21 protein-coding genes are annotated in these 23,076 nt (G+C 69.0%); 14 read left to right on the forward strand and 7 right to left on the reverse strand.

Annotated features, from left to right (window positions below; translation table 11 throughout):
* Positions 1-3: 3 nt before the first annotated feature.
* From ACWIGI_RS02825 to ACWIGI_RS02835, 3 genes are all read left to right on the forward strand, one after another.
* Entirely contained in the window at positions 4-984 is a 981-nt protein-coding gene (locus tag ACWIGI_RS02825) for a glycosyltransferase (RefSeq protein WP_454200635.1), read from the forward strand.
* Between the two features lie 122 nt (positions 985-1,106).
* A complete protein-coding gene (locus ACWIGI_RS02830; RefSeq protein ID WP_454200636.1) occupies positions 1,107-2,699 on the forward strand; it encodes a DUF2142 domain-containing protein in 1,593 nt (530 codons plus the stop codon).
* Between the two features lie 63 nt (positions 2,700-2,762).
* Complete coding sequence (locus tag ACWIGI_RS02835; RefSeq protein WP_454200637.1) at positions 2,763-3,839, forward strand: hypothetical protein; 1,077 nt, start codon at positions 2,763-2,765, stop codon at positions 3,837-3,839.
* A gap of 12 nt (positions 3,840-3,851) precedes the next feature.
* Here the strand turns inward: ACWIGI_RS02835 and rfbB are convergent, their stop codons facing one another.
* A complete protein-coding gene (rfbB, locus tag ACWIGI_RS02840; protein ID WP_454200638.1) occupies positions 3,852-4,856 on the reverse strand; it encodes a dTDP-glucose 4,6-dehydratase in 1,005 nt (334 codons plus the stop codon).
* Positions 4,857-5,290: 434 nt separating this feature from the next.
* On the opposite strand from rfbB, the gene ACWIGI_RS02845 reads away from it, so the two are divergent.
* Positions 5,291-5,989, forward strand: a complete 699-nt coding sequence (locus ACWIGI_RS02845) for a hypothetical protein (protein ID WP_454200639.1) — start codon at positions 5,291-5,293, stop codon at positions 5,987-5,989.
* Positions 5,990-6,107: 118 nt separating this feature from the next.
* Here ACWIGI_RS02845 and ACWIGI_RS02850 read toward each other — a convergent pair whose 3' ends face one another.
* Entirely contained in the window at positions 6,108-7,097 is a 990-nt protein-coding gene (locus ACWIGI_RS02850) for an alpha/beta hydrolase (RefSeq protein ID WP_454200640.1), read from the reverse strand.
* A gap of 257 nt (positions 7,098-7,354) precedes the next feature.
* Here ACWIGI_RS02850 and rfbA point away from each other — a divergent pair, with 257 nt between their 5' ends.
* Both rfbA and ACWIGI_RS02860 read left to right on the forward strand, forming a co-directional pair.
* Entirely contained in the window at positions 7,355-8,254 is a 900-nt protein-coding gene (rfbA, locus tag ACWIGI_RS02855) for a glucose-1-phosphate thymidylyltransferase RfbA (RefSeq protein ID WP_454200641.1), read from the forward strand.
* Between the two features lie 2 nt (positions 8,255-8,256).
* Positions 8,257-8,817, forward strand: a complete 561-nt coding sequence (locus tag ACWIGI_RS02860) for a dTDP-4-dehydrorhamnose 3,5-epimerase family protein (RefSeq protein ID WP_454200642.1) — start codon at positions 8,257-8,259, stop codon at positions 8,815-8,817.
* Positions 8,818-8,929: 112 nt separating this feature from the next.
* Here the strand turns inward: ACWIGI_RS02860 and ACWIGI_RS02865 are convergent, their stop codons facing one another.
* Entirely contained in the window at positions 8,930-10,339 is a 1,410-nt protein-coding gene (locus ACWIGI_RS02865; RefSeq protein ID WP_454201011.1) for an MFS transporter, read from the reverse strand.
* 165 nt (positions 10,340-10,504) lie between these two features.
* On the opposite strand from ACWIGI_RS02865, the gene ACWIGI_RS02870 reads away from it, so the two are divergent.
* Positions 10,505-10,903: a MarR family winged helix-turn-helix transcriptional regulator gene (locus ACWIGI_RS02870; RefSeq protein WP_454200643.1), complete on the forward strand. Its 399-nt coding sequence runs from the start codon at positions 10,505-10,507 to the stop codon at positions 10,901-10,903.
* A gap of 7 nt (positions 10,904-10,910) precedes the next feature.
* Here the strand turns inward: ACWIGI_RS02870 and ACWIGI_RS02875 are convergent, their stop codons facing one another.
* Both ACWIGI_RS02875 and ACWIGI_RS02880 read right to left on the reverse strand, forming a co-directional pair.
* Positions 10,911-11,783, reverse strand: coding sequence for a helix-turn-helix domain-containing protein (locus tag ACWIGI_RS02875; RefSeq protein ID WP_454200644.1), 873 nt, complete (start codon positions 11,781-11,783; stop codon positions 10,911-10,913).
* Positions 11,784-11,824: 41 nt separating this feature from the next.
* The gene (locus ACWIGI_RS02880) at positions 11,825-12,409 is read right to left on the reverse strand and encodes a DUF4282 domain-containing protein (RefSeq protein WP_454200645.1); all 585 of its coding nucleotides are present in this window, start codon (positions 12,407-12,409) and stop codon (positions 11,825-11,827) included.
* 349 nt (positions 12,410-12,758) lie between these two features.
* Between ACWIGI_RS02880 and ACWIGI_RS02885 the strand changes: the two genes are divergently transcribed.
* On the forward strand, positions 12,759-13,241 hold the full coding sequence (locus ACWIGI_RS02885; RefSeq protein WP_454200646.1) for a hypothetical protein: 483 nt from the start codon (positions 12,759-12,761) through the stop codon (positions 13,239-13,241).
* Between the two features lie 240 nt (positions 13,242-13,481).
* Here ACWIGI_RS02885 and ACWIGI_RS02890 read toward each other — a convergent pair whose 3' ends face one another.
* The gene (locus tag ACWIGI_RS02890) at positions 13,482-14,027 is read right to left on the reverse strand and encodes a LuxR C-terminal-related transcriptional regulator (protein WP_454200647.1); all 546 of its coding nucleotides are present in this window, start codon (positions 14,025-14,027) and stop codon (positions 13,482-13,484) included.
* Between the two features lie 149 nt (positions 14,028-14,176).
* Here ACWIGI_RS02890 and ACWIGI_RS02895 point away from each other — a divergent pair, with 149 nt between their 5' ends.
* From ACWIGI_RS02895 to ACWIGI_RS02910, 4 genes are all read left to right on the forward strand, one after another.
* Positions 14,177-16,618, forward strand: coding sequence for a molybdopterin-dependent oxidoreductase (locus ACWIGI_RS02895; protein WP_454200648.1), 2,442 nt, complete (start codon positions 14,177-14,179; stop codon positions 16,616-16,618).
* A gap of 16 nt (positions 16,619-16,634) precedes the next feature.
* Complete coding sequence (locus ACWIGI_RS02900) at positions 16,635-18,662, forward strand: adenylate/guanylate cyclase domain-containing protein (protein ID WP_454200649.1); 2,028 nt, start codon at positions 16,635-16,637, stop codon at positions 18,660-18,662.
* 76 nt (positions 18,663-18,738) lie between these two features.
* Positions 18,739-19,398 (forward strand): Crp/Fnr family transcriptional regulator, encoded by a 660-nt coding sequence (locus ACWIGI_RS02905; RefSeq protein WP_454200650.1) that lies wholly within the window; start codon positions 18,739-18,741, stop codon positions 19,396-19,398.
* Between the two features lie 237 nt (positions 19,399-19,635).
* Complete coding sequence (locus ACWIGI_RS02910) at positions 19,636-20,259, forward strand: pyridoxamine 5'-phosphate oxidase family protein (protein ID WP_454200651.1); 624 nt, start codon at positions 19,636-19,638, stop codon at positions 20,257-20,259.
* Between the two features lie 24 nt (positions 20,260-20,283).
* On the opposite strand, the gene ACWIGI_RS02915 is transcribed toward ACWIGI_RS02910, so the two are convergent.
* Positions 20,284-20,766 (reverse strand): GtrA family protein, encoded by a 483-nt coding sequence (locus ACWIGI_RS02915; protein WP_454200652.1) that lies wholly within the window; start codon positions 20,764-20,766, stop codon positions 20,284-20,286.
* Positions 20,767-20,836: 70 nt separating this feature from the next.
* Here ACWIGI_RS02915 and ACWIGI_RS02920 point away from each other — a divergent pair, with 70 nt between their 5' ends.
* On the forward strand, positions 20,837-22,315 hold the full coding sequence (locus ACWIGI_RS02920) for an FAD-binding protein (protein ID WP_454200653.1): 1,479 nt from the start codon (positions 20,837-20,839) through the stop codon (positions 22,313-22,315).
* A complete protein-coding gene (locus ACWIGI_RS02925; protein WP_454200654.1) occupies positions 22,312-23,073 on the forward strand; it encodes a decaprenylphospho-beta-D-erythro-pentofuranosid-2-ulose 2-reductase in 762 nt (253 codons plus the stop codon). Before ACWIGI_RS02920 ends, ACWIGI_RS02925 begins: the two co-directional genes overlap by 4 nt.
* Positions 23,074-23,076 lie beyond the last annotated feature (3 nt).

Here is a 23,076-nt window from a genome sequence, read left to right on the forward strand (position 1 = left end):
CGGGTGGACCCCACCGAGCTTCGCATTGCCGCAGTTGTCCCCTGCCACAACGAAGAGGCCTCGGTCGCGAAGGTCGTCAGCGACCTCAAAGCCGCCGTGCCCGGAATCGTCGTGTACGTCTACGACAATCGCAGTACCGACGCGACCGCCGAGAAGGCGCGCGAGGCGGGCGCCATCGTGCGCCACGAATATCGCAAGGGCAAGGGCAATGTCGTCCGTCGCGCCTTCGCCGATATCGAGGCCGACATCTATTTGATGATCGACGGCGACGACACCTACGACGCCGCCGCCGCACCGCGGATGATCGAGGCGCTGCTGTCCGGTCCGTACGACCACGTGCTGGGCGTGCGCAGAGAATCGGCGGGCGAATCGGCCTACCGGCCCGGCCACGAGACCGGCAACAAGGTGCTCAACGGCGTGGTCGCCCAGGTGTTCGGCGAGAACGTCGAGGACATGCTCTCCGGTTACCGCGTCTTCTCGCGGCGGTTCGTGAAGAGCTTCCCCGCGGTGTCGCGCGAATTCGAGATCGAGACCGAACTGACGGTGCACTCGCTGCACCTGCGCGTGCCGCAGACCGCGGTGCCGGTCGGGTTCAAGGACCGGCCCGAGGGCAGCGAGTCGAAGCTGCGGACCTATCACGACGGCTTCAAGATCCTGCGCCTGATCATCGGGCTGGCCCGGCACGAGCGGCCGGTGGCCTTCTACGGCCTGTTCGGCACCCTGGCCTGGATCCTGTCGATCGTGCTCATCACGCCGATAGTGATCGAGTTCTACCGGATTCACGAGGTACCGCGCTTCCCCACGCTGTTCCTCGGCTTCACGCTGCTGCTGCTGGGCAGCCTGGCCTGGACCGCCGGCCTGGTGCTCGACGGCATCCGCCGCTCCCGGCACGAGGCCGCGCGCCTGATGTACCTGCGCTACTCGGCCGTCGGCGCGGCCGCCGAGCACGAGGCGCAGGACTGCTCGGGCGGTAGCAGGCGATGACCGTTCGCACCGAGCCGGACGCCACGCGACCCGGGGAGGAGCCGAGCGAATCCGCCACTCCCGCTGCGGGAGCCCGGCCCCTTACCGAGCAACCGGGCGAGCGTCCAGCACAATCGGACACCGTGGGAACAGAATCGAGCGCCGCCGGCACCGTCGCCGCGGCCGAGACCGGCGCGGCTACCGCCCCGAACGGGACCGAGTCCGGTACGAGAACGACCGGCGCGGAATCGACGACGGAAGCGAGCGGCCGCGCGGCCGCGTTCGCCCGGATCGAGCAGCGCTTCGGCGCGGCCACCGTGGCCTTCCTGGTACTGGCCGGCATTTTCGGCGCCGTGTTCTCGGTGCTCACCCCACCCTTCTGGGGACATGACGAGATCACCCAGTTCGGGCGCGCCTACCAGGTCGCGCAGGGGCAGATCACCCCGCAGCAGATTCAGGACGACCGCGGGCCCGCGTGGGGCGGCGACGTACCGATCAGCGTCGACGCGCTCATGTCGTTCGCGTTCGACGACTACCGCAACAACACCGACGAGCCCGACCCGATGGTGGTGGACCGCGCGGCCTACGACAAGCTCGGATCGCTGCCGGTGTCCACGGCCACGACGCAGGTGTGGTTCACCAACACCGCCGCCTACTCCCCCGTGCCGTATCTGCCCGCCGCCGCGGGCATTCGGATCGCCGAGGCGCTCGACCTGAACGTGGGCGGCCTGGTACTGGCCACCCGCTGGGCCGGGCTGCTCGCCTACCTGGTGATCGTCGGCTTCGCGGTGCGTGTGCTGCGCGGGCACCGCGTGCAGTGGCTTGCGCTGACCGTCGCCGTCCTGCCCATCGCGGTGTTCCAGGCGGGCACCGTGACCGCCGATACCGTGACCAACGCGCTCGCCCTGCTGGTCTCGGCCTTCATCGTCAAGGGCGTGTTCCTCGGGCAGCGCCTGTCCCGGCCGGAAACGGTGTTCGCGCTGACGGCCACCGTATTGCTGCCGGTCTGCAAACCGACCTACGTGCTGCTGGCCATGCTCACCGTGCTGATTCCCGCCGGGCGCTTCGGTTTCGGCGATCCCGACCGCCCGGCGCTCTGGCAGCGGGCGCTGCCGTGGGTGTGCGCGGTCGTCGGCGGCGGGGTGTTCGCGGTGTGGATGAAGATCGCGGCGCCGACCGGCGACGGCATGAGTCTCATGCGCCCGCAGGAACAGTGGGGCTCGGTGCGCCCGGGGGATCAGCTGAAGGAGATCCTCGGCGATCCGATCCAGTTCCTGAGCGTGTTCGGCGACAGCATCGCCCGTCGCGACCAGCGCTGGTTCACCCAGTTCTTCGGCGAACTCGGCTTCGCGTACATCGACGTGCCGGCGCTGACCATCGTGGCCAGCCTGCTGGCCTTCGCGGTGAGCGTGGGCATCGCCGACCGCATGGTCGGGGACCGGCTGCGCGTCTGGCTGATCCTGCTCACCATGGTCGCCAGCGTCGCGATGATCTACGTGACCCTGTACATGTCCTTCACCCCCGTCGGCTATTTCATCATCGACGGCGTCCAGGGCCGCTACTTCGTCCCGCTCGCACTGCTCACCCTGGCGGTGTTCCTGCGCTGGATGCCGTTGCGGCTCACCGGCGCCGACGGCCGGACCCCGGTGCGCGGCCCGGCCATCGTCGTCACCGCCGCCACCGCGGTCGCGCTGCTGGCGGCGGTCGTGAAGTACTCCACCATCGTCTGGGGCTGACCTTCACGATTTCCGCACACGACCTCCACCGCACCACCCCCGAACGCTCGATAGCGTTCGACCATGAAGCGAAAAGGACGGCCGCGCAAGCTCTTCGCGGCCGTGGGGGCGAGATGGCACCGCTGGTCACGATGGCGCCGGGCCGGGGTGATCGTGCTGCTCGTCCTGGCCGCCCTGCTGACACCCGTCGGCGGGGCGGCGCTGTATCTGCGCCTGCAGTACACCGGAACCCCCGAGGCCGATGCCCGTACCCGCGGGCGCGACGCGCTCTGGCTCGGCCACGCCTGGGTGGACGGCCGTAAGTCCGAGGCCGACGTGACCGGACTCGCGGAGCTGTTGTCCGGCACCGGGATCAAGGACCTGTACGTGCACACCGGCCCGCTCGAGCACGACGGCACCCTGCCCGCGGACCTGCATCCCCGCGCCCGCTGGTTCACCGAGACCGCGCACCGCCTGCTGCCCGGCATCCGCGTGCAGTCCTGGCTGGGCGACATCCTCGCCCCGGAATTCGACGGGATGGACGTGGAGGACGCGGCCACCCGCGCCCGCGTCGCCGCCTCCGCGACCGGGGTGCTCGACCTCGGGTTCGACGGCATCCACTTCGATCTGGAACCGGTGCGGTCGGGGTCGCCCGGATTCCTGGCGCTGCTGGACCTGGTGCGCCCGATCACCGCCGGCCGCGGCGCCCTGCTCTCGGTGTCGGCGCCCGTGATCGATCCGCTGCCGGGCCTGCATTCGGTCGGCATCGCCGTGGCCGATCACGGGAAGTGGTGGTCGCAAAGCTATTTCGCGGAGGTCGCGCGGCGCTGCGATCAGGTGGCGGTGATGTCCTACGACACCGCCATGCCGGTGAAATCGCTCTACGGCGGATATCTCGCGCAGCAGACGCGACTGGCCATGGAGGTCACGCCCGCGCGGGTGGATCTGCTCATGGGGGTGCCCGCGTTCTGGGCGAACGATCTCGGGCATCGCGGGAACGCGGAAACCGTCGCGACGGCCATCCACGGTATCCGGCTCGGTTCGAGCCGGACCGACGGCGGGCGCGCGAACTTCGGCGTCGCGATCTATGTGGATTTCGCGGCGACGCCGCGGGATTGGGCGGAGTATCGGCGCGATTGGGGTGAGCTCACCGCGCGGTGAGCTCGTCCGGAATCAGAGGACTTTCTCCCCTGCGGCGGCATAGGCGTTCTCGGTGCGGGATTTCTGCGCGCGCCACCAGGGTTCGTTGGCGCGATACCAGGCGATGGTCGATTCCAGGCCCGCGCGGAAGTCGCCGAAACGGGGCGCCCAGCCGAGTTCGGTGCGCAGCAGGGTGGCGTCGATGGCATAGCGCTGATCGTGACCGGGCCGATCGGTGACGTGATCGAAATCGTCGGCCGGACGGCCGAAGCCCTCGAGAATCAACTCCACGACCGATTTGTTGTCGCGTTCGCCGTCGGCCCCGATGAGATAGGTCTGGCCGATGCGGCCGCGGTCGACGATGTCCCACACCGCGGTGTTGTGGTCCTCGACGTGGATCCAATCCCGAACCTGGTGTCCCGCACCGTAGAGCCGCGGGCGGATACCGTCGATGAGATTGGTGATCTGCCGCGGGATGAACTTCTCCACGTGCTGGTACGGCCCGTAGTTGTTGCTGCAGTTGGACAGTGTGGCGCGGACCCCGAACGAGCGCACCCAGGCCCGCACCAGCATGTCGCTGGACGCCTTGGACGCCGAGTACGGGCTGGACGGGTTGTAGGGCGTGGCCTCGCTGAACGCGGCCGGATCGTCCAGTGCCAGATCGCCGTACACCTCGTCGGTGGAGATGTGGTGGTAGCGCACGTCGTACTTGCGCACGGCCTGCAGCAGCGAGTAGGTGCCGACGATATTGGTCTGCACGAAGGGCCAGGGATCGGCGAGGGAATTGTCGTTGTGTGACTCGGCGGCGAAATGCACGACCACGTCGGCGGCGCCGACGAGTCGATCCACCAGCGCGCCGTCGGCGATGTCGCCGTGCACGAACTCGACGCGATCGGCGATCGGGGCCAGGGAGGCCCGATTTCCCGCGTAGGTGAGTTTGTCGAGCACAGTGACATGGACGCCGGGGCGCGTGGCCACGGTCTGATGAACGAAGTTCGCGCCGATGAATCCGGCGCCGCCGGTTACGAGCAATCGCACGGGGGCAACCCTACTCGGCGCGACCGCCACCGGGGCGCGGCGTCCACATTGCGAGCATTACACCGGTTACCGCTCGCGTGTGCGCGGAATCGGATACTCCGCCGAAACAAATTTCCGGGCGGCACGAATGCCCCATGTCCGGATTGCCCAATTTCTGGCGGGCGCCCGCAAATTCCACGTTAAATTCCCCGCACTTATCACACCCACGCTGTGACCTTTGTCACAACGACATAATTTGGTTACCGATCCGGTAGCCGACGGCGACTTCGGAAACACCTCGCACGCTGCAGATTTCCGAAACCTCCCGAAGCGGATGATCGCGATGGTGAACGGATTTTGAACGGACGGTCACGACCGGTTCACCGCTCGTTAGCTGAATTCGATTTCTATTCCTCTCGTCCCCCCGAGCTCTTCCCTGATGAGGTTTGCACCAAATGCTGATGAGGAAATTCGCCGCCACGTCGGCGCTGCTGATCGCCGCCATGGGCGTTACCGCCGGCACCGTGAACGCGGCTCCCGCCGCGGCCGAGGCCGAGGCGATCAACTACACGGCCACCAACTCCGAGACCAACACCATCATCCGCACCGACGGTGGCTCCATGGTCGTCGAGGACGGCGTTTTCAAGATCAAGGCCGCCAACGGCGCCGTCGTCGCGGGCACCGAGCTGAACTTCCGCGTGGACGACTACGTCTTCCCGATCGCGGCCGAGATCACCGACCGCACCGCGGTGCTGACCCCCGAGCTCGCGGTCGACAAGGCGGTCTACAAGCCGGTCGCCCTGCCCTACGAGAACGTCGCGCCGTGGAAGACCGAGTACGACCGTGAGCAGGCCGCCTTCAACCGCATGAAGGACACCATCGCCCTGGGCGCCACCGTCGGCACCCTGGTCGGCGGCCTCGGCGGCGCGGCCCTGGGCTGCATCATCGGCGGCAGCATCGGCCTGGCCGCCACCGGCGCGCTGCTCGCGATCTTCGGCGCCGGCCCGATCGCCGGCTGCGTCGTCGGTATCGCCACCGTCGGCTTCCTGGGCACCCTCGCCGGTCAGATCTTCGTGACCGCGCCGGTCGCCATCCTGGCCGCCGCGCAGTACTTCACCACCATCAACCAGCCGTTCACCGCTCCCGCCAAGTAATCTCGGGCGCCACACCGGCACAGTCGAAACCCCCGCACCGGACCACCCGGGCGGGGGTTTCGCCGTTCGTGCCGCCGATGCGGGCCCGGCCGCCGCGCGCGCCCGGGCCCCGGCCGCGTCACGCCGTGCGCGCCACGTCTCCGGCGTCGAGCCGCGCGCGCACGAACTGCGCCACGTGCGCGAGCGCGGCCCGGCTCTCGGGCATGTTCGGGAAGATCGACATGAACGCGTGCACCTGCCCGCGCCAGATCTCCAGTGTCGCGGGCACTCCCGCCGCGGCCAGGCGCTGGGCCATGATCTCGCTGTCGCGCCGCAGCACCTCGTCCTCGGCGACGATGAGCAGCGCCGGCGGCAGGCCGGCCAGCACGTTGTTGACCGGGGACAGCTCCGGATCGAGCCGGCCGTTCACCTCGGCGCCGATCTTGACCACCGACTCCAGGGCGGACAGCGGAATCAGCGCGTCCTTGCGCAGATTCGGGTGCGCGCGCTTCTCGGTGCAGTCCAGATCCAGTGCGGGACACAGGCCAACGAGTCCGGCGGGGACCGGCAGTCCCCGATCGCGCGCCCGCAGCGCGGTCGCGAAAGTCATGTAGCCCCCGGCGGAATCGCCCGCGAAGACCACCCGGGCCGGATCGGCGCCGTGCCGCAGCAGCCAGCGGTAGGCGGTCAGGCAGTCCTCGACGCCACCGGAGATGTCGGTCTCGGGCAGTTGGCGATACTCCACGCTCACCACCGGCAGACCGGTGCGGCGGGCGATGGCGGCCACCACGGGCCGATGGGTGTCCAGGCCGCACAGGAAGAACCCGCCACCGTGCATGTACATCACCGCGCCGTCGCGCAGCGAGCTGCGGGCGCCCGCGGGCCGCACGATCTCCATGCGGAAACCGTTGAGCCGCACCTCTTCGCGCTCCACGCCGCGCGGGGCGGGGCGCAGTTTGGCCAGGCCGTTCACCACGGCGGCGACGATGGGCATGTTCGAGGTGGTGACCGTGGCCATTTCTCCCATGGGCTTGACGATCCCGCGGCAAGCCAGCTCGAGAGCCTGTGAATAACGGCTGCTGCCATCCGGATTGATCACGGACGTACCGTCGTTGCTGGTCGCTGCCATAGCGCACCTACCTTCACCGCTGGGCGCGCCGAGCCGCTCGAACGGGCGTCCGACGAACAGCTCGGAACCCGGCGCGCGAGAGTCAGCGCTGACATCTCACATAGTGCTGTTTCAGAACACCACGGGAACGTGACCTACGCAACACTTATCGACAGATCCGCATGGCGGTAAACGCGTGTGATCGAATCGCCGTCCAGCTGGAATCGCGCCGTACCTCCCCGCACCCGCGCGCGACCCAACTGGCAGACTGCTGTGACATGCGTGGAATCATCCTGGCGGGCGGCACCGGGTCGCGTTTGCACCCGATCACACGCGGGGTGAGCAAACAGCTGGTCCCCGTCTACGACAAACCGATGGTGTACTACCCGCTGTCGACCCTCATGCTGGCGGGCATCCGGGACATTCTGGTCATCACCACCCCCGAGGACGCCGCGGCCTTCACCCGGCTCCTGGGAGACGGCAGCCAGTTCGGCGTCTCGCTCACCTACGTCGTACAGCCCGAACCGGACGGCCTGGCACGCGCCTTCGTGCTCGGCGCGGATCACATCGGCTCCGAACCCGCCGCACTCGTGCTGGGCGACAATATCTTCCACGGCCCGGGCCTGGGCACCAGCCTCACCCGGCACGCCGCCGTCGACGGCGGCGCGGTCTTCGCCTACCGGGTCTCGGATCCGACAGCCTACGGCGTGGTCGAATTCGCCGCGGGCAAGGCGATTTCCATCGAGGAGAAGCCGAAGAAGCCGCGCTCGAACTACGCGATCCCGGGGCTGTACTTCTACGACAACGACGTGGTGGCGATCGCGCGCGAGCTGAAGCCGTCCGATCGCGGCGAATACGAGATAACCGACATCAACCGGGCATACCTGGAACAGGGCAGGCTCCAGGTCGAGGTGCTGCGACGCGGTACCGCGTGGCTGGACACCGGCACCTTCGACTCGCTGCTCGATGCCGCCAACTACGTGCGCACCATCGAGGAGCGGCAGGGACTGAAGATCGGCGTACCGGAGGAGGTGGCGTGGCGGCAGGGCTACATCGACGACGAGCAGTTGCGCGCGATCGCCGAACCGCTGGTGCGCTCGGGCTACGGCGCCTACCTGCTGAACATCCTGGCCCAGGGCCGCGATCACGCCGGATTCGACAAGCGACAGGACGAGTGAGCATGCGGATACGGGAACTCGCGGTGCCCGGGGCGTGGGAATTCACCCCCGCCCTGCACGGCGACGAGCGCGGCGTCTTCGCCGAGGCGTTCAAGGCCTCGGAGTTCGAGAAGGCGGTGGGGCGGCCGTTCGAACTGCTCCAGGTCAACACCTCGACCTCGGCGGCCGGGGTGCTGCGCGGCATCCACTACACCGAAACCCCGCCCGGGCAGGCCAAATACGTGACCTGCACGCGCGGCGCGTTCCTGGACGTCGTGGTGGACCTGCGGCCCGGATCGCCGACCTTCGGCCGCTGGGACAGCGTGGTGATCGACGACGTCGAGCGCAAATCGGTGTACCTGGCCGAGGGACTCGGGCACGCGCTGCTCTCGCTCGCGGACGATTCCACGGTGATCTACCTGTGCTCGCTCGAGTACTCGCCCGAATTCGACAGGGACCTGGACGCTTTCGATCCGGATCTGGGCATCGAATGGCCTGCCGTGGGCCGGGACGGGGAACCGCTGACCTTCGTGCGATCGGCCAAGGACGCGGCCGCGCCGCGGTTCGCGGACCTGCGGCGCTGACCCGGCGTCCCGCCGGAACTCCGCGCACCCGAACGAACAACCGGGGCGCACCGTGTGATTACGGTGCGCCCCGGCGCTTTTCGCCGTTCCCCCGGGTGGGGGATGCTCGGACTCAGGAGACCAGTTCGACCTCGAGCTCACGCTCGGCCCGCCGCTCCGCCACCCGGCGCGCCCGCGCCTTGGGCAGGTACACGGTGAGCGCGACCAGCGCGCCGACGATCGCCACCCCGGCCGCGAACTGCAGGCCCGGCAGGTAGTTGTCGAGCACCGCGGCGGGATCGGCGTCCGCGCCGTGCACCGCGCCGGAGGAGATGATCGCGGTGGTCACCGCGAGCACGATGGCCGCGCCGACCTGCATGGCGGTCTGCAGCACGCCGGCGGCCAGGCCCTGCTCGTCGTCGTCGATACCGCTGGTGGCCTGAATGTTGATGGCGGGGAAGCCGACCCAGCCGATGCCGATCAGCAGGATGGCGGGCAGCAGCACCGTCAGGTAGTCCGGCGCGGTGTCCAGGCGCAGGTACATCAGGTAGCCGATGGCCATGACGGTCAGGGTCACGGCGATGATCGGGCCGGTGCCGAAGCGGTCGACCAGCTTGTCCGAGACGAAGGCCGAGGACACCACCAGGATGCCGACCGGCAGCAGCGCCAGCGACAGGTGCAGCGGGGTCCAGCCGAGGGTGTCCTGCAGGTACAGGGTGGTGATGAACTGCCAGCTGAAGAAGGATCCGGCCACGGCGATGATGGCCAGGCTGGCCCGCCACAGGGTGGGCTTGCGCAGAATGCCCAGGCGCACCAGCGGGTAGCGCACCTTCTTCTCGACCACGACGAAGGCGGCGAACAGGGCGATGGCGGCGAGGAAGGAAAGCACCGTGCGCGCCGAGAGCCACCCGGCCTCGGGTGCGGAGACCACGGTGTAGACGAGCAGCAGCATGCCGGCGGTGGACAGCAGCGCGCCGAACAGATCGTGACCGCCCTCCTCGGCGGGCTTGTCCTTGGGGACCAGGTAGAACGCCGCGACCAGGGCCGCGAGGGCGATCGGCACCGGGAGCAGGAAGGTCCAGCGCCAGCCGAAGCCGGTCATCAGCCCGCCGAACAGCAGGCCCATGGAGTAACCGCCCGCACCGAACACGGTGTAGATGGACAGCGCCTTGTTGCGGGCCGGGCCCTCGGCGAAGGTCGTGGTGATGATGGACAGGCCGGTGGGCGCGGTGAACGCGGCGGCCAGGCCCTTGATGAAACGGGTCAGGATCAGCAGCGGACCGGAACTGACCAGGCCGCCCGCCAGGGAGGCGATGGCGAAGACCGCCAGCGCGATGAGGAAGACCCGGCGGCGGCCGAGCAGGTCGGCGGTGCGGCCGCCCAGCAGCAGCAGGCCGCCGTAGCCCAGGACGTAACCGGAGACGAGCCACTGCAGGGTCGAGGTCTCGAGGCCCAGTTCCGAGCCGATGGACGGCAGCGCTACGCCGATCATCGAGACGTCGAGGCCGTCCAGGAACAGCACGATGCAGAGGGTGATGAGCATGCCCCACAGCCGAATCGGCCACTGCTGGGTCTCTGCCGCTGCGGTGCTCACTGCGGAGCGGATGTCTGTGGAAGTCACGAGCGAGGACATTACATGCGCGTGCATTAGTTGTCCAAACATTAAATGCGGTTGCATGATTATGGGCGGAGGTCTAGGATCGGGCGCATGCCGAAGTCGACAGTGCCGGTCGAACGGGCCGCTCCCAGCGGTCTCGTGTCCGAGTGGCGCGATCTGCTCGCCCGGCACGCGGCGACCTCCTGCGCCCTGGAGAAGGAGCTGCAGGGTCGCCATCGGATCGGGCTCAGCGAATTCGAAACCCTGGATCGCCTGGTCGACGCGGGCGGGGAGAGCTACAAGATGAGCGACCTGGCCGGTGACATCCACCTGAGCCAGAGCGCGCTCTCCCGCGCGGTGGCGCGCCTGGAGCGCGACGGTCTGGTCGCACGGACACTGTGCACGCAGGACCGCCGCGCGATTTTCGTCTGCCTGACCGACAAGGGCCGGGAAGTACACGGCGCGGCGGCTCCGACCCACCGCGCCGTGTTGGAAGAGACCCTCAGCTGACCCGAGGTCAGACCTCGGCGCGCAGGGTGTCTATCAGCGGCAGCGCGTCCACCGCGATGGACGCCACCGAGGCGAACGCCTCGCGATAGCGCTCCACGTCGGGCTCCTTGTCCAGGTAGGACGAGCCGGTGAGGGACTCCACGTACACCACCGGTGGTTCGTTGGCTTCATTTGGAGCCGTGGGGAATTCGAGCAGCACGAAGCGCCCGGCATCCATGCCGTGGTGGTACCCGCAGTCCGCGGGCAGCAGGCGCAGGCGCACGTTCGGCAGTTCGCCGAGTTTGCGCAGCCGGTCCAGCTGGCCGGCGGTCACCTCGTCGCCGCCGATGCGATGCCACAGCACCGCCTCGGAGATCACCACGTCCAGCTGCAGCGGCGCGTGCGCGCGGGTGAGCAGGGCCTGGCGGGCCGCGCGCACCCGTACGCGGCGATCCATCTGCTCGGCCGAGATGCCCGGATAGGCCGCGGCCAGCACCGCGCGCATGTACGCCTCGGTCTGCAGCAGCCCCGGCACCAGCTCGTTCTCGTAGGTGGTGAGCCGGGCGGCCGCCTCCTCGAGACCGATGTAGACCTCGTACCCCTCGTCGATCACATCGCCGAACTCGGTCCACCAGCCGCGCGCCTTGGTTTCCCGGGCCAGAGCGGTCAGCGGTGAAATGGCGTCCTCCGGAGCGCCGTAGATCCGGCACATCGCCTCGACGTCCAGGCTGCGCAGCGAAGTCTGGCCGGTTTCGATCCGCCAGATCTTCGCCTCGGACCACTCCAGCCGCTGTGCCGCCACCCTCGTGGTCATCCGTGCGCGATTGCGCAGGTCACGCAGCTGCCGGCCGAGTTGCCGCCGCGGCATCGTCGAGCCGGTGATCCCCTGTGGTAGTGCCATCCCTCCCCCTTACGAGTCATGCGAGGGAAATTGTCGCACAATTATTTCCGGGGCGAACGGCGTCGATAGCGCCAGAACTGCACGGCGCGAACGTCTTCCGACAGCTGGTTGACCGGTTCGGCCACATCGGAGAGCGCCTGGAACAGGTCGTCCGCCATTTCCGAGATGTGCTCGACCCGGGCGGCGAGCCGGGAGGCGTTCAGCACGAACTCCAGCAGCAGGCGCACCACCGCGGCGATGGTCAGACCGAGCGGTACCGCGAACACGAGCGCGAAGACCAGCCCGAGCCAGGTCGAAATCCGCCACAGCCCTACGGTTCCCACGATCGGGATCGCCACGGCCGAAGCCAGGCCGAGCAGATACGCCAGCGGCAGCAGCGTGCGCGTGGCGGCGTGGTGGAACTGGACGTCGAGCAGGCTCTTGGCCGCCGCCACGCTCCACGCGCCGAAAGCGCTTGGGCTGGCGAAGGGTTCGACCGGAGCTTCCTGCTCTTCCGCTTCGGCCGCCGCGCGCCTGGACATGCGCCGGGCGGCGGACTCCTTGAAGGCGGCCCAGCGGCCGACCTCGAACTCCTGTTCGTCGAACTCCTCGAGTTCGGCTGCGCTCGTGTTCGATTGGTCGGTCATGACGACGATCCTCTCTCCCCCAGACCATTTCGGTCACGGGAAGTGTCGCCGGTGTCGCACCGCGGCGGCTCCTCGACACAATGTGTTCTAGAACACTTCCCCGCATGGTGCGGGTGAATCGGGGCACGGGCCCGCCAGCCGCCTTGACGACATAACTGCTGGCAGTGGCCGTCAATCACGGTTTCGTCCCAACTGCGACACGGTCGCTTCGGAGCCAAAATCCTCGCAAAGTGCCGCTTCGACAGGCTCAACCGAACTCGGAGAGAAAAGAACATGTAACGGTTCGGACGTCCGGTTGCGATACGTCGCACAGAGCAGGACATAGATCTACCGGGGAATGGAGAAACCAGTGCGTACGACGTTTTCGTCTTCCGTCACGGCGGCAGCACTGGCCGCTTCTGCGCAGGAATACACGCAGCGCGGCTGGACGGTTGCCGAGACGGCCAACGGCATCAGCCTGGTCACCGACGAGAATCTGTCGGGCATCGAGCTCACGGGAGAGACCGCCGCGTTCGTGCGTCGCTTCCTGCGGGCCAATGACCTGACCGGCCCGATCATCGAGATCCCGGGGCCCGAGCGCCGCGAGATCCACCTGGTCACCGGCCTCCGCAAGGCCACCGCGGCCATCGAGGCGCTGCGCGCGGCGGGTGCGATCGTGCACACCGACGGCGCCGGCATCCCGCTGCCGCCCACCCAGCTCTTCGACGGTTCGGCCTGCTGGGGCGTGGCCCCGCACGAGGCCCGCTGGGTGCCGCCGATCGTCGCCATCGGGGCGGGCGTGCGCGCCGCCGCCAAGGGCGTCAAGCCGCAGGTGTCGCGTATCGCTTCCTGAGGCGATCGGCTGCCACCGGCAGTCGTAGCTTCCGCCAACTGAACAAGCCGCAAACCGCGAGTGCACCCCGGCGCCCGCGGTTTTTGGCGTATGCGGATACCGCGGGCGAAAACGACTCAGCGCCCGGGACTTTCGTCCCGGGCGCTGCTGTTATAGGTCGAGGCTACCAAGATCACGGCCGCCGCGGGGACCTTTCGCCGCGGACACGCCGCGGCGCGTGCGGATCCCCGGCGACGGCGCTCACGCGCTGCGCAGTACGCGGGCCGGGCGTGCGTCGTGATGCGCGAGATTCGCCCGGGGACCGTGGGGGTGCCCACCCTGGCGCAACAGCAGTTGCTCGAGCACCGTGGTGCGAGCCGCCCGGCGGTTGCGGACCCCGAGCTTGCGCAGGATGGCCGACACGTGATGGTCGACGGTGCGCACCGACAGCACCAGCGACGTCGCGATCTCGGCGTTGGTGAGCCCCGCGCACAGCAGGTTGGCCACGTCTCGCTGACGAGAGGTCAGGCGGTAGACCGCCGGCGGCTCGGCCGGCTCGGCCCCCGGCTCGTCCGGGAACAGCACCGCCAGATCCGGCGGGACCGCCCCGGTCACGTCGGGCTGCACCACCGCCGCCACCTCGGGCGGGACGGCCGCCAGCCCGTCCACGGGTGAGTCGGGTATGCGCACGAACAGACCGGGCTCGCCGCCGATGGTCAGCGCGACCACCGATCCGGCGCCCGCCTCGACCTCGTCGTACGCCTGGCGCAGTGCGTCCAGGGCCTGTGCTCGATCCAGAAACCGCATGTCCCGAGCCTGACCGGACCGGCGCGAGAAGTCTGTCCGCCCGCAGACGCGCCATCTGTCGGAAATCCGACACACCGGACACGACCCGTGTTCGAGGTGACTCGGGTCGCTCCTGTTTCGCCTCCCGCGTTCCCAGGCGATGATGAGGTATGACCCCCGTCACGAACAGCTCGCGGACGACCTCGCCCCGGGGCGCCGATCCCCTGCGGATCCTGCCGCGCACCTGCCCGCTCTGCGAGGCCGTGTGCGGGCTCGAGATCACCCTGGACGCCGCCGACCACATCACCGCCGTACGCGGCGACCAGGCCGACCCGTTCAGTCGAGGCTTCCTGTGCCCCAAGGGCGCGAGCCTCGGGCAGCTGGACGAGGACCCCGAGCGGCTCACCGCGCCGATGCTGCGGGACCGGGCCACCAACCGCTGGCGCGCGGTGAGCTGGGACGAGGCCTTCGGGGTGATCGCCGATCGGCTCCCGCCCGTCGCCGCCGAACACGGCAATCAGGCGCTCGGGCTGTATCTGGGTAATCCCAACGCGCACACCATCGCCGGGGCGCTGTACGTGCCCGTGCTGATTCGCGCGCTGGCCACCCGGAACCTGTTCTCCGCCAGCACCGCCGACCAGATGCCCAAGCAGGTCGCCAGCGGCCTGATGTACGGCGATCCGCTGACGGTGGCGGTGCCGGACCTCGATCGCACCGACTATCTGCTGATGCTCGGGGCGAATCCGCTCGAATCCAACGGATCGCTGTGCACGGCACCGGATTTCCCCGGCAGGCTCAAGGCGCTGCGCAAGCGCGGGGGCAAGCTGGTCGTGGTGGATCCGCGCCGCACCCGCACCGCGAAGCTGGCCGACGAGCACCTGTTCGTACGGCCGGGCAGTGACGCCTACCTGCTGTTCGGGATCGTGCGCACGCTGTTCGAGGAGAACCTGACCGCCGTGCGCGTAGGGGTCAGCGGCCTGGACGACGTGCGTTCGGCCGCCGCGCCTTTCACCCCCGAGGTGGTGGCCGAGCGCACCGGCGTCGCCGCCGGGACCCTGGTGCGGCTCGCGCGCGAGCTGGCGGCCGCGCCGACCGCGGCCGTCTACGCGCGGATCGGCACCTGCACCGCGGAATTCGGCACCCTCACCCAGTGGCTGGTCGACGTGATCAACGTGCTCACCGGGAACCTGGACTCGCCCGGCGGCGCGATGTTCGCCGAGGGCGCGGCGCTCGGGATCGTGCGCACCCGCCCGTTCCGGCTCGGGCGCTGGAGCAGCCGGGTCCGAAACCTGCCCGAGGCCATGGGCGAGCTGCCGGTGGCGACGCTGGCCGACGAGATCCTGACCCCGGGCGAAGGCCGGATCCGCGCCATGGTGACCGTCGCGGGGAACCCGGTGCTGTCCGCACCGAGCAGCGCCCGCCTGGACGAGGCGTTCGCCGGCCTCGACTTCATGGTCAGCGTCGACCGGTACCTGAACGAGACGACCCGCCACGCGGACGTGATCCTGCCCCCGCCCCGCATCACCCAGTCCCCCCACTACGACTTCGCGCTGCTGCAGTTCGCGGTCCGCAACTACGCCCGCTACTCCCGCCCCCTGGTCCCCCTGGCCGGCGCGCCCTCCGAGGCCGAGGTGATGGCCCGCCTGGCCCTGGCCATCGGCGGCCAGGAGCTCGCCCCCGGCATGGACCCGCTGGCCGTGGTCGACGAGATCGTCATCGCCGGCACCCTGCACAAGGCCGGGATGGCCGACCGCCGCGCGGAACTGCTGGGCGACAACACCACCGAGCAGCGCGTGGACCTGATGCTGAAGCTCGGACCGTACGGCGAGTGGACGCACGCGAACTCCGTCACAGCGAGTCCGGCCATCACCGGATCCGCCGGCACCGATGCGGCGAGTGCGACTACGCCCGCAAGCCCCGCGACCAGCGGCTCGGCTACCGATGCCGAGCGGCTGACAGCTGAAAAAACTGTCGCCGCAGCGGGTTCCGGTAACGGGGCCGCCCACCACGGCGAGTCGGCGAACCACGCGCACACGAGTGCGGACGAGACGACGGTCCCGCGAACCGACCTGAATCTGCAGGTGCTGCTGGACAATCCGCACGGGATCGACCTCGGACCCCTGCGGCCGCGACTGCCCGGACTGCTGCTGACCAAGACGCGGCAGGTCGACCTCGCGCCGGAGCCGCTGCTCGCGGACGTCGAGCGGCTGCGGGAGCGGCTGGCCGACCCGGCGCCCGCCATGGTGCTGGTGGGGCGGCGGCAGCTGCGGTCCAACAACAGCTGGCTGCACAACGTTCCGCCGCTGGTGGGCGGGTCGAACCGGTGCACGCTGCACATCCATCCGGAGGACGTGGCGCGGCTCGGGCTGGCGGACCGGGCGGTGGTGAAGTCGGCGGCCGGAGCCGTCACGGTGGACCTGGAACCGACCGGCGACATCATGCCGGGGGTGGTCAGCCTGCCGCACGGCTGGGGGCACACGGGCAGCGCGCAGACGGTCGCGCGCGAGCACGCGGGCGTGAACGCCAATGTGCTGACCGATGATTCGCTGGTGGACGCGCCGTCCGGGAACGCCGTGTTCAACGGCGTCCCGGTCACGATCACCCCCGCGTGAAACCGGTGCCGAGGGTATGTCCTATCTCCGAATACTGCTGTGGCTCGTGCACGTCGCCCTGCCCGCCGCCGGGCTGTGGCTGCTCGTGGCCAATCCGCACCTGGACCACGAGTACATGCACGGCGGGGTGCACTTCTGGCTGATCCTGGGCGCGGCGCTGATCTCGCTGGCGCTGGGCGTGCTGCTGCTGCGGGCCGCGCGCGCCCGGCGCGACATGCGCCTGATTCTGGTTTCGCTGGTGTTCCAGCTGAATTCGGGTTTCCTGGGCCTGCACGCGCTGGCCACGCCGGGCATCATCCTCACCGAGTCGAACGTGGGCTTCACCGTCGCGGTGCCGGTGGGGCTCATGCTCGGCGGGCTGGCAGCGCTGGCCTCGGTGGTGGAGTACGGCCCGACCGCCTGGGCGCATCGCTTCATCGACGTGCTCGCGGCGCTGCCGCTCACGCTCATGGGCGTCTGGGCGCTGCTGTCGCTGACCCGGGTGCCGCCGTTCGACGCGCATCCGAGCCCGGACGAGGTGCAGGGCCCGCTGGTGGCCGCGGCCTTCCTCGGCGGGGCCTGCTATCTGATCGCGGCGGGCTGCTACGCGTACATGTACCTGCGCAACCGCGGCACCGTATTGCTCAGTGTCCTCACGGCTTTCATCCTGCTGGCCGAGTCGCTGTTCGCGGTGGGCTTCGGGCGCAGCTGGCGGGTGACCTGGTGGGAGTGGCACGTCCTGCTGGGGATCGCGTTCCTGCTGATCGCGGTCAGCGCGCATCGCGCGTTCCGGCGCGAGGGGTCCGCGCGCGGGTTGTTCGACAGCGTGACCCAGCGCAGCACGGTCGCCGCCATCCAGCGCGACTACACCCGGGCGCTGGAGGAGATGGTGCTCGCGCTGGATCAGCGCGCCAGCGGAGGCGTCCGCCCCGACGAACCGCTCGGCGCTGTGGGACAGCAGCTTTCGCGCCGGTTCGGGCTCACCGAGCGTCAGGTGGCGGTGCTGCGGCAGAGCGCGCGGGCGGTCGGCGACGAACGCGAGCAGGTGCGCCGGCTCGGCGCGCTGGTCGCGGTCGGCGAGCGCGCCAGCGTGATTCGCGGCGAACCCGAGTTGCTCGCGGAGGTGCAGCGGCTGGCCAACACCGCCTTCGATCAGGATCGGGTGCGCATCGGCGTGCAGCGCCAGGGCAGGCTGTACTTCGACGACGGCCTGCCGCCGAATCCGAACGCGTTCGTCTTCCCCTTGACGGTCAAGGGAATTCAGACCGGGGTACTCGAACTGGCGCGCGCGGGGAACGGCGTGCCCGGGCAGCTCGGGCCCGCCGAGCACGCGGTGGCGCGCTCGTTCGCCAGCCAGACCTCGGTGACCCTGGAGAACGCCAGGCTCTACCAACAGTTGGACGGGCTGTTCCGGTCCTACATGTCACCGCAGGTCGCCACCGCGCTGCTGGCCGATCCCGCCCAGGCCGGCCTGGGCGGGGAGGTGCACGAGGTGAGCGTGCTCATGGCGGATCTGCGCGGCTACACCCCGTTCGCCGAACAGGCGGGCCCGGTGCGGGTCATGCGGATGCTCAACACCTACTACGGCGCCATCGTGCCGGAGATCCTGGCCGAGGGCGGGACCGTCGTGCAGTTCGTGGGCGACGCGGTCATGGCCATCTTCAACGCGCCGGTGCGCCAGCACGATCACGCGCTGCGGGCCGCGCGGGCCGGGCTCGCCCTGCAGCGCGCGACCGCGGCGGTGCGCGATCGCACCGAGGGCGCCAACGGCCGCGGCCCGGCCGGCACGGGGGCCGCGTGGCCGATGTTCCGGGTGGGCGTGAACACCGGTCCCGCCATCGTCGGGAACGTGGGCGCGCGCGAGATGCGGAACTTCACCGCCATCGGCGACACCACCAATCTCGCTGCGCGCCTGGAGGGTCTGGCCGAACCGGGAACCGTGGTGGTGGGCCCGCTCACCCGCGAGCGGCTGGGCGATCGCGCGCGGGTGCACTGCCTGGGCGATTTCGACATCAAGGGCAAGAGTCTGCCGGTGACGGCGTATCGGCTGGAGGGACTGCTGTGAGACCCGAGGGATCCGGCGCGCGCGCGGGTAACCCGTCCGCGCGCGCGATCGCCGCCGCTCCGAGGAGGTGCCCGCGGTGCTGAATTTCCCCCTGCTGGACGGGCTTTCGGCGCTGGAACAGCGGGAGTTCATCGCCGCCTGCACCCCGCGCAGGTTCCGGCGGCGCGACATCGTCTGCCACGAGGGCGATCCCGGCGACTGCGTGCACCTGATCACCGCGGGCAGGCTCATCGTGCGGGTCACCACCCCGCTCGGGCACACCGCGACCCTGACCATCCTCGGCCCCGGCGACATGTTCGGCGAGCAGGCGCTGCTGAGCCCGGACGCCCGGCGCACGGCCACCATCGTGGCCGTCACCGACGCCGCCACCCTGACCCTGAACCGCTCCCAGCTCGAAGGTCTGCGCCTGCGGCATCCGCAGGTGGAGCGCTTTCTGACCACCTCCCTCGCCGCCCAGGTGCGGCGCCTGTCCGCGTCGGTGCTGGAGGCGCTGTACCTGCCCGTGGAAACGCGCGTGCTGCGCAGGCTCGCGCACCTCGCGCGGGTCTACGCCGACGTCCCGGGCCGGCCCCCGCTGATCAATCTCACCCAGGAGGACCTGGCGTCCATGGCGGGCACCACCCGGGCCACCGCGAACAAGGTGCTGCGCGAACTCGAGGATCAGGGCGTGGTGCGACTGAGCCGGGGCGCGGTGACCGTGCTGGACCCGGCGCTGCTGGACAAGCGGGCCCGCTAGGGCGCGGGCACACGCGCGGCTAAGAGCCGAAAGACTCTAGTGGAAAGTTTCATTCGGGAGGATCCTCGCAATGGAACGGCGCGCCCGGCGACCCATACTCGACCCCCACCAGCGCATTTCTCCCCGGTTCGCGCATTCGCCACACCAAAATAGTTAAACCGTATAGGGTTTCGGGTGGCCGATGCTCGTGGCCAAGCCTCTTCCACCCGGTATTCAGCTACCAAAGGGGGCCGCACGATGTCCGGTTTCAGAAACGGCAGCGATGGCGAACGGGAACTCCAGGAGCGCTACGGAACGCAGGATCGGGCGGCTCGTTTCTACGCCGACCAGATGCGACATCGGCTCAACGAGAACATGATCGAATTCATCGGCCGGATGGATATGGCCTTCATCGCGACGGCCGACAAACACGGCGAGTGCGACAACAGCTTTCGCGCCGGAAAACCCGGTTTCCTGCACGTCGTCGACGACGGCACCATCGCCTATCCCGAATATCGCGGCAACGGCGTGCTGGCCAGTCTCGGAAACATGCTGGAGAACCCGCACATCGGCATCCTCCTGATCGATTTCACGCACGACCTCATCGGCCTGCACATCAACGGGACGGCCCGCATCGTCGACGACGCCCTCATGCGCCGCTGCGTGCCCGGCCTGCCCCCGGACGAGCGCGGCCGCCGCCCCGAGCGCTGGGTCGTGGTCGACGTGCAGGAGTGCTACATCCACTGCCGCAAGCACATCCCGCACCTGGTTCCCGCGCAGCGCGAGTCCCGGCAGTGGGGCACCGACAACGTCCGGGCCAAGGGCGGCGACTACTTCCACGCCAAGGCCGACGCCGAGCGGGACGCGCTGGTGGATCACTGATCTCGCGGCCCGCCCGGGCCGCGCTCAGCTGATCTTGAAGATCACCGCGCGCTGCACGATGAAGTTGATCACGGTGGCGGTGCCCTGGGCGATGACGAAGGCCAGCAGCACGGTGATGTTCAGGTCGTTCCCGAACACGGACCACATCAGCTCGGGGAACTTCTCTTCGGCCAGGGCATTGATCCCGACCTGTGCGGCGAAGGTCACGCCGTAGAGCGCGATCACCGCGAGGAAGCGCTTGCGGCTCGGCGGCGCCTGGAAGGTCCAGCGGCGGTTGATCAGATAGGCCGTCGTCGTGCCCGCGATGAAACTCAGCCCCTTGGCGACATCGCGGTGCAGGCCGACGACATTCCAGAGCAGCAGGTACAGACCGAAGTCCACGATCGCGGAGAGCCCGCCCGTCACGCCGAAGCGGATGATCTGGGTCTTCAGATCGACGTCCGTGCCACCCGGCTCATCGACCAGGGGCAGCTCGGGCGGCAGGGGCAGGCGGGGTTCGGCGGTCACATCGCAGAGCGTAATGCGGCCGGGAGAGGACACGAGCCGCGAACTGGTTATACCTGTAGCCTCTATCCCGATGTCCACGAAAGCTCAGACCACCACCAAGGACGCCGCCGGCAGCAGCTCGGCGAGCGCGGGTGCGGACGCAGCGTCGAGCGGTTCGTTCGAACTGCCGACGCGCACCCGTCGCCTGACCGGTTGGGGTCGCACCGCAGCCACCACATCGGAAGTTCTCTCCACGAGCGACCCTGAGCTGATCGCCCAGGCGGTCGCCATGGTCGCGGAGGACAACGACTCCAAGCCGGCGCACCTGCGCCGCGGCGTCATCGCGCGCGGCCTCGGCCGCTCGTACGGCGACCACGCGCAGAACTCCGGCGGGCTCGTCATCGATATGCCGGCGCTGAACCGCATCCACCGCATCGACCGCGATTCGCGCCTGGTCGACGTGGACGGCGGTGTCAGCCTGGACCAGCTCATGAAGGCGGCGCTGCCGTTCGGGCTGTGGGTCCCGGTCCTACCCGGTACCCGCCAGGTCACCATCGGCGGCGCCATCGCCTCCGATATCCACGGCAAGAACCATCACAGCGAGGGTTCTTTCGGCAACCACGTCCGGTCCATCGACCTGCTGACCGCCGACGGCAAGGTCTCCACCATCGGCCCCAAGAAGAACGCCAAGCTCTTCTGGGCGACCGTGGGCGGCAACGGCCTGACCGGCATCATCCTGCGCGCCACCATCGAGATGGTGCCCACGGAGACGGCCTATTTCATCAACGACGGCGTGAAGACCACCACGCTGGACGAGACGATCGCCGCGCACAGCGACGGCAGCGAGGCCAACTACACCTATTCGAGCGCCTGGTTCGACGCGATGAACCCGGCGCCGAAACTGGGGCGCGCCTGCATCACTCGCGGCCGGCTGGCCAAGCTGGACGAACTGCCCGCGAAGAAGCAGCGCAATCCGCTCAAGTTCGACGCCCCGCAGCTGCTGACGGTGCCGAACATCTTCCCGAGTTTCACCGCGAACAAGCTGACCCTCGGTTCGGTCGGCGAGGCGTACTACGCCATGGGCGGCAACTACACCGGCAAGATCCAGAACCTGACGCAGTTCTACCACCCGCTCGACATGATCGCGGAGTGGAATCGGGCGTACGGTCCGGCGGGATTCCTGCAGTACCAGTTCGTGGTGCCGACCGAGGCGGTCGAGGAATTCAAGAAGATCATCATCGATATCCAGGCGTCCGGGCACTACACCGCCCTGAACGTTTTCAAGCTGTTCGGCCCGGGTAATCCGGCGCCGTTGAGCTTCCCGATGCCGGGCTGGAACATCTGCGTGGACTTCCCGATTCGGCCGGGCCTCAACGAGCTCGTCACCGATCTGGACCGTCGCGTCATGGAATTCGGCGGCCGGCTCTACACCGCGAAGGACTCGCGCACCACCGCCGAGACCTTCCACACGATGTACCCCCGGATCGACGAGTGGATCAAGATCCGCCGAAGCGTCGATCCCACAGGCGTTTTCATGTCCGATATGGCACGAAGGCTGGAGCTTCAGTGATCAACGCGGTAGGCAATCCGCAGTCCATTCTGCTTCTCGGCGGTACCTCGGAGATCGGTCTGGCGATCGTCTCGGAGTACCTGAAGAAGGGGCCCGCCCGCATCATCCTGGCGGCGCTGCCGGGCGACCCGCTGCGCGAGGACTCCGTGCGCCAGATGAAGGACGCCGGTGCGAGCGAGGTGCAGGTCATCGACTTCGACGCCCTCGACACCGACAGCCACCCGGCCGTGATCGACGCGGCCTGGGCGTCCGGTGACGTGGACGTGGCGATCGTCGCGTTCGGCATCGACGGCGACGGCGAGGTCTTCTGGCAGGACCAGCGCAAGGCCGTCACCATGGTCGAGATCAACTACACCGCGGCGGTGTCCGTCGGCGTGCTGCTCGGCGCGAAGATGAAGGCGCAGGGCTACGGCCGCATCCTGGCCATGTCCTCGGTCGCCGGTGAGCGCGTGCGCCGCTTCAACTTCGTCTACGGCTCCACCAAGGCCGGTCTCGACGGCTTCTACCTGGGCCTGGGCGAGGCGCTCGCGAAGTTCGGCCCGCGCGTGACGGTCATCCGCCCCGGCATGGTGCGCACCAAACTCTCCGCGCACGCCAAGGAGAACGGGCTCACGGTCAACAAGGAGGACGTCGCCGTCCTCGCGGTCGCGGCCTCGGAGAAGGGTAGGGAAATCGTCTGGGCCCCGGGCACTTTCCGGTACGTCATGATGATCCTGCGCCACATCCCGCGCCCGATCTTCCGCAAGCTGCCGATCTAGGCG

Source organism: Nocardia sp. NPDC055321 (assembly GCF_053645575.1).